General features: G+C 66.4%; 5 protein-coding genes, 1 tRNA gene and 1 pseudogene. 5 read left to right on the top strand and 2 right to left on the bottom strand.

The window, feature by feature from the left end; all coding sequences use genetic code 11:
* Nucleotides 1-237: 237 nt before the first annotated feature.
* Nucleotides 238-1,773, bottom strand: a complete 1,536-nt coding sequence (locus ACIQ5Y_RS37260) for a DUF262 domain-containing protein (protein ID WP_403891109.1) — start codon at nt 1,771-1,773, stop codon at nt 238-240.
* A 337-nt stretch (nt 1,774-2,110) separates the two neighbouring features.
* On the opposite strand from ACIQ5Y_RS37260, the gene ACIQ5Y_RS37265 reads away from it, so the two are divergent.
* On the top strand, nt 2,111-2,347 hold the full coding sequence (locus ACIQ5Y_RS37265) for a helix-turn-helix domain-containing protein (protein WP_403891113.1): 237 nt from the start codon (nt 2,111-2,113) through the stop codon (nt 2,345-2,347).
* Nucleotides 2,347-3,495 (top strand): annotated as a pseudogene (gene xerC, locus ACIQ5Y_RS37270) (tyrosine recombinase XerC). Before ACIQ5Y_RS37265 ends, xerC begins: the two are co-directional and overlap by 1 nt.
* Before the next feature lie 63 nt (nt 3,496-3,558).
* Here xerC and ACIQ5Y_RS37275 read toward each other — a convergent pair.
* Nucleotides 3,559-3,633, bottom strand: a tRNA-Val gene (locus ACIQ5Y_RS37275).
* A gap of 65 nt (nt 3,634-3,698) precedes the next feature.
* On the opposite strand from ACIQ5Y_RS37275, the gene ACIQ5Y_RS37280 reads away from it, so the two are divergent.
* The 3 genes from ACIQ5Y_RS37280 to ACIQ5Y_RS37290 all read left to right on the top strand — a co-directional run bounded on the left by ACIQ5Y_RS37280 (nt 3,699) and on the right by ACIQ5Y_RS37290 (nt 6,221).
* A complete protein-coding gene (locus tag ACIQ5Y_RS37280) occupies nt 3,699-4,991 on the top strand; it encodes a hypothetical protein (protein ID WP_403891116.1) in 1,293 nt (430 codons plus the stop codon).
* A 445-nt stretch (nt 4,992-5,436) separates the two neighbouring features.
* Nucleotides 5,437-5,970: a DUF4383 domain-containing protein gene (locus ACIQ5Y_RS37285; RefSeq protein ID WP_403891128.1), complete on the top strand. Its 534-nt coding sequence runs from the start codon at nt 5,437-5,439 to the stop codon at nt 5,968-5,970.
* 29 nt (nt 5,971-5,999) lie between these two features.
* The gene (locus ACIQ5Y_RS37290) at nt 6,000-6,221 is read left to right on the top strand and encodes a zinc ribbon domain-containing protein (RefSeq protein ID WP_376659775.1); all 222 of its coding nucleotides are present in this window, start codon (nt 6,000-6,002) and stop codon (nt 6,219-6,221) included.
* The last annotated feature ends 123 nt before the right edge of the window (nt 6,222-6,344 follow it).

Raw genomic sequence — 6,344 nt, forward strand, 5'->3', positions numbered from 1 at the left:
ATGTGAAGTACCTACGATTCAGAGGCCCTTGTCGCGAAGATCGGCTTAGCGAATTCCATGGATAGCCCAGGGCCGCTGGAGTCCCCGCTGCACGTCATGCGAGGCCATGGTGCCCGCGCCAGCGTTCTGACGGCCCGAGCTGACCACTCCATCGCATTGCAAGGCCAGGTTCCTGGATTCCGCTTTGGCCGCTGCCGTCACAGATCGCGAATGGCAGTAGCGGCCAAAGCGGCGCAGTCAAGATTTCACCTTGACGGAATGGAGATGTTCTTTGTATCCAGAGTTGCAGTATGGGTGTGTCAACTGCCCGTTTGCTGGGGCTCCCGTACCTCCGTCTTCTTTCCGAATCTTATGGTCCACGGTTGTTGACTTCATATGCAGGCGTGCCCCACAGATACCACACCTCGGAGCGGTCTGCAGCACCGATTCCAGGTAGACCGCGTTAGCCGTCTTCGTCGAAAAATCACGCCCATGCTCATGGTCATCCGTATCGACGAGCTTAACAGGGAGGCGATTTGTTGCGTCCTGAAGCACGGAAACGATCTCGTCGTCCGACTTTCCGTCCATTAGGCCCTCAAAAAGGACCGTATACAGCTTTTGAATCGGCGGAACGGAGCGTTGCAGACTGCCATACCGTCGTACGATTTGATTCAAAAAATACTTGTGCTTGACTAGGAACTCTTCGAACTCCTGCCGCTTTTCCGAGAACTTCAAGAGGCGGCGCTTTTCGGCGAGATCCTGAACGAAGGCCACTGCAGCCAAGAAGGCCGCAGGCTGAAAGCGTCCGGTAAAACTGTAGAAGTACACCGCAGGATGCAGGCCTAGCGATCCAGGAGTATTGCCAGCGATTCGCTCGGATGCCCTTTTCACGACCCGCATGAACTGAATCGTGGCCGTGCCGTCGGGATCGTCACTGAGAGGCGCCGCCTCTTCTCCAGCCTTCTTGCGGCGACGGGTCTCCGTCTCATCGCGCCACATCTCAGGCTGCATGCCGTTGGTGAAGTTGACGAGTTCAAACACCATCTTCACGCTGTCTGCCGAGTACCTGCTCCCCGCAACGGGAAGATCAGCAGATTTGATAGCCAGGTCGACGTTGGGTTGGAAGATGAGGTCGTACACCTCCTTCGCGATGGTCTCGATCTGCGACTGCGTGGCCTCGTCGAATGATGACCAGTACTTGTGCCCCGTGCCAGCTCGAATGAAAGCACGCGCAGAAAGGGCGTTTGGCTTGCGCCGCGCCTTGATCATGTCGAGTTCTGTGGGGTCGATTGGCGTCGCCTGCTGATTGATCCGGAAGAACGAGCTCTCCGCCTTTTCGGCTTCCCCGTTCACCCATTGAAGGTGGAGAGAGAAGACGCTCAGATTCCGGGCCAGGAGCAACTTATCTTCCGGGACTGCACGCGGATTCTTGAGAGCAAGACTTAGGTCACTGAACGAACCCACATTCTCTTGAATCAGGCGTCGAGTTACCTCCGCGGCTTTCCGCTGACCTTCAGGGATTACGTTATTGAAAAACTGCCGGGAGGCGAGACGATCGCCGTAGTCATCATGCGCCCAGGACATGAGCGCACTCAGCCGGTGGGCGCCGTCGATCACGAAAACGCTGCCACTTTTTGGTGAACGCCAGAGAATGATAGAAGGGATGAGGTCGCCTTCCAGGAAGCTCTGAACAAGCGCCGCCACCTTTTCCGGTGTCCAGTTTGCCGTTTCGCGCTGAAAATCCGGTTTCCGCAAAACGCTATAGCCAATACTATCCGGCAGTAGGTCCGTCACGCGTAGCGTACTCGAGATTGCGGATGGTTGAGTGAGGCCCCCGGAATCAATCGCTTCAAAGTCTTCGCGAGGGATTAGGGCATCCAGATTCACCCAATTAGGCACGCCAACTCCTAGCTGTTTTCCTGCGGTGATCGAAGCTTAGCGGCCCTTGTAGCACATGGTGGTGGAATCAGACGATCACGTCACGGGACGTGCGCCGCCCACTGCGGGCGTGCCGGCAGGTTGCTGGCGGGTGGCCGCCTTGCGACTCTCTGGCATGGCCGCGTCACACGGGTGCCTATGCGGGTTCTGCACAGCTGTTACCCGCCTGCGAGCCGTCTCCAGGCTGCTGAGCATGACCTCGGACACACGCACTGACCACCACGGAGGCCACCGTGAGTTCCTCCTGCCCACTACGCACCAGGCACTGACCGTCCCCGAGGTCATGGCCGCCCTGCGGCTCAGCCGCTTCACCGTCTACAACCTGATCCGCTCCCGCGCCCTCCGCAGCTTCACCGAGGGCCACTCCCGCCGGATCCCCGCAGACGGCGTTCGCGCCTACCTGGAAGCCAAGGTGGAGGAAGCCGCCTGATGGCACGTAAGAGGAATCCGAACGGAGCTGGCAGCATCTGGCAGCGCAGCGACGGGCGTTACGAGGCACGCGTCTACGTCCCGCAGCCCGACGGCACTCGCGCCCGGAAAACCGTGTACGGCAAAACGTGGGCGGAGTGCGACGCAAAGCGGCAGGAACTCGTGCTGCGCGACCGTCAGGGCATCCCGACGCCCACCCGATCGGCCAAGCTCTCCGAGTGGCTGCCGTACTGGCTGGAGACGTTCGTCAGGCAGGACCGTAAGAAGACGACGTACGCCAAGTACGAGACGCACGTCCGGCTGTACCTCATCCCGAATCTGGGCTCCAAGCGTCTGGAGACTCTCGGGGTGCCGGACGTGCGGCGGATGCTGGCCGCCGTGACCGCGCAGGCTTCCGCCGCGACGGCGAAAGAGTCGCACCGCGTGCTGCGCAGCGTGCTCACCGCGGCGAACCGCGAGGAGCTGATCAGCCGGAACGTGGTGATGCTCGTGCTGGCGCCGCGGGTGGTGCAGCGCGAGTTGAAGCCGTGGGATCTCGACGAGACGCTCACGTTCCTGGCGGCCAGTCGGCGCGACCCGCTGTACGCGGTATTCGTGCTGGCCGTGGCCCTGGGGCTGCGCCGGGGCGAGATTCTCGGGCTGCGCTCTCCGACATCGACCTCGACCGCCGGACCCTCACCGTACGGAACCAGATCCAGCGCGTACAGAAGGAGCTGTACGCGGACTTCACCAAGAACCGGCGGAGCCGGGTGATCCCCCCTCCCCCGGATGTGCGTGGCGCCCCTGCGCTGGCAGCGCATGAGGCAGGTCGCGTTGCAGGCCGCGGCCAAGGACAAGGAGTGGGAGGAGAGCGACTACGTGTTCACCACCCGCACCGGTCGGCCGATCGAGCCGCGCAACATCAGCCGGTCCTTCGAGCGGATCGGGCAGGACGCCGGCCTGCCGCGGATCCGGCTGCACGATGCACGCCACGGGTGCGCCACGCTGCTGTTCGCGGCCGGGGTGGCACCTCGGGTGGTGATGGAGATCCTGGGGCACTCGCAGATCGCCGTCACGATGAACATCTACACCCACGTGGCCGACGGCGGCCGGCGCGAGGCGATGGGGCACATGGACCGGATGCTGCGCCGTCGGCGGCCGAGCGAGTGAGGGACTGCCGTCACTTATAGCCGTCAAAGGCCCCCAACCAAGATCGGTTGGGGGCCTCTGCACTGGTGGGCGCGGACGGTTTCGAACCGCCGACATCTGCTTTGTAAGAGCAGCGCTCTACCCCTGAGCTACGCACCCGTGGATGAGTGGACAGCCTACATGCCGTGCGCACCCCCCACGCAAACCCGTTCCCGTGGGGGAGAATGGACCGGGGCAGGGCTGGCGCGGACGCGTACGGGAGAGGGATTGTGACGACGGCATCCCGGCGGTGGTTCGGCGGACGGGACGAGAGTCGGCGGGCGGACGCGCAGGCGGCCAGGGATGCCGCCGCGGCCGCGTTCTACGAGCTGGACACCGCGCAGCGGGATCTGCGGATCTCCATCGAGACGATCGCGGCGGCGGACGGGTCGCCCGCCGCGCGGCAGGCGAGCGAGGGGTTCGCCGCGCTCGGGCAGCGGATCGACCAGGTCAGCCACGTGTACATCGAGGCGGTCGACGCGCACGACCTGGACCGGGCCGAACTGGAGGCCTCGGTCGCCGCGCGGGCCCGGGAGCAGCTGACGCGGGCCCGGGACGAGCTGGTACGGGTCAAGGGGGAGCTGGACCGGTTCGCGCAGGGGCTGCAGCCGCTGCTGGACAAGGCGGAGACGCAGCTGGCGCGGGTCGCGCCGGCCCGGGAGCGGGCGAAGGCCGCGCTGCTGGCGGCCAGTGACGCGCTGGACTCCGTACGGTCCAAGGGGATGCGGGCGGACGACCTGGCGGCGCGGCTGGCCGCGCTGGGGCCGGAGCTGACCAAGCTGAACCAGGGCGCGGCTCTGCACGGGGTGCAGGAGACGGTGCAGCGCGCGGACCGGATCCTGCGGGACGCGGAGGCGATACGGGCCGAGGCGGCGCGGCTCCCGGAGCGGGCCGCGGAGATCGACCGGCGGCTGGTGAGCCTGCGCACGCGCGCCCAGGCGTTGCGCAACCGGGCGGACCGGGTGGATCCGGTGCTGAGCGAGCTGCGGCGGAGGTTCTCGGCCGCGTGCTGGCAGGACCTCCAGCACGTGCCGGACCAGGCCGTACGGGACGTCGCGGAGGCGGAGGACCGGCTTTTCGAGGCCGGCCGGGCGCGGGACGAGCAGCGCTGGGCCGATGTGTCGGCGCTGATCGAAGCGGTTCGTACCTCCCTGGACTCGACGGACGAGGCGGTGTCGGCGGCTCAGGACCGGCTGGCGCGGCTGGAGGCCGTGGCGCGGGATCCGCAGGCGGAGGTGGACCGGACCCGCTTCGCGATCCGCGACGCGCAGCGCCTGGCGATGGCGGGCCGCAGCGTGCCCGATCCGCGGCACGCGGGGCCGCTGGACCAGTCGGTGGCGCGGGTGGAGCGGGCGCTGGCCGGGCTGGAAGGGAGGCATCCCGACTACTGGCACTTCCTTCAGGAGATGGAGGAGGTCCGGGTCGCTGTGGGCCGGGTGGTGGCGGACATCCGGGACGGGCGCGCGGCCGGCGGGTGAGCCGCCACTGGGTGAACCGCCCACGGGTGAGCCGCCCACGGGCGCGCGGCTGCCGGGTGAGCCGCCCACGGGTGAGCCGCCACTGGGGGAGGTGCCCCCAGGTGCGAGCCGAATGATCCGTTGGTACGGATTTGTCCGGAGGTGCGCGGCGGCGGATGCTGGAGGTGCCCGGGTTGCCGGGAACGGAGTAGAGGAGGGCGGTATGGCTGCCCACGCTTTCCACTCGTCTCATCGGCGTCATGTGTTCCGGGGGCGGCGGGTACCCGTTCCCGACGAGAACGTCCGTGAGGTCCGAGACCCACAAGGGGTTCACGGGGTTCGCGGGTCCCACGAGGCCTATGTGGCCCACGCGCTCTACGGGTGTACGGAGCCTCATGAGAACTACGCACCGTACGTGCCCCACGAGCCCTACGCGCCCAGCACCCCACCGGTCTCCCACCACTGGGTGCAACGCGCCCTGCACCCCGTCAACGCCAAGCTCGACGAGCACCTGCCCGCCGACCACAAGCTCAGCAAGGTCTACCGGGTCGGCGCCGGTCTGACCGGGCTGCTGCTGGTCGTCTTCGGGATCCTGGGGCTCATCGACGAGATCGGGTTCTTCGACACGGGCGGCGACACCGTGCTCGCCCTGAACACCAACGGCGCGCTGAGCGTCCTGTCGATCTGCATCGGCGGGCTGCTGTTCGTCGGGATGGTGATCGGCGGAACCTTCGCCTCCACCCTCAACATCGTGCTCGGGGTGGCGTTCATCCTGAGCGGCTTCGTCAATCTGGCCCTGCTCGACACCGGATTCAACTTCCTCGCCTTCGAGATCCAGAACGTGCTGTTCAGCTTCGTCGTCGGCGTGATGCTGATGTGGTTCGGGATGTACGGGCGGGTGGGCAGCGCCCTGCCGCACGACAATCCGTACTGGCGCGCCCGTCACCCCGAGCAGGCCGCCCGGGAGCAGCAGCAGGTCGTGCGCTCCGCACGCTCCTGACCGACCCGGACACCGCCTAACCTGTGCGCATGCCTCGATACGAATTCCGCTGCCGCACCTGTGACGACACCTTTGAGGTCAGCCGGCCCATGGCCGAGTCGTCCGCCCCCGCCGACTGCCCCGCGGGGCACGCCGACACCGTCAAGCTGCTCTCCGCCGTGGCCGTCGGCGGAACCAGCAGCGCCCCCGCCCCCGCGATGCGCGGCGGAGGCGGGGGCGGCGGCTGCTGCGGTGGGGGCGGCTGCGGCTGAGCACCCCCCGGCCGAGGGCGGGCCTAGCTGTATTGCCCAGTGAGGTTGGTGACGCGGCTGGCGGGTGGTTTGCCTGCGAGCGCGGTGTGTCCGCGGTGGTGATTGTAGGTGTGGAGCCACTGT

Source organism: Streptomyces sp. NPDC096339 (assembly GCF_044762985.1).
Classification (GTDB): Bacteria; Actinomycetota; Actinomycetes; order Streptomycetales; family Streptomycetaceae; genus Streptomyces.

What these genes read in the sequence shown, in the direction of transcription:
- ACIQ5Y_RS37265 (WP_403891113.1), top strand. Translation starts at nt 2,111, where the DNA reads ATGACCTCGGACACACGCACTGACCACCACGGAGGCCACCGTGAGTTC.
- ACIQ5Y_RS37280 (WP_403891116.1), top strand. Translation starts at nt 3,699, where the DNA reads ATGGACCGGGGCAGGGCTGGCGCGGACGCGTACGGGAGAGGGATTGTG.
- ACIQ5Y_RS37290 (WP_376659775.1), top strand. Translation starts at nt 6,000, where the DNA reads ATGCCTCGATACGAATTCCGCTGCCGCACCTGTGACGACACCTTTGAG.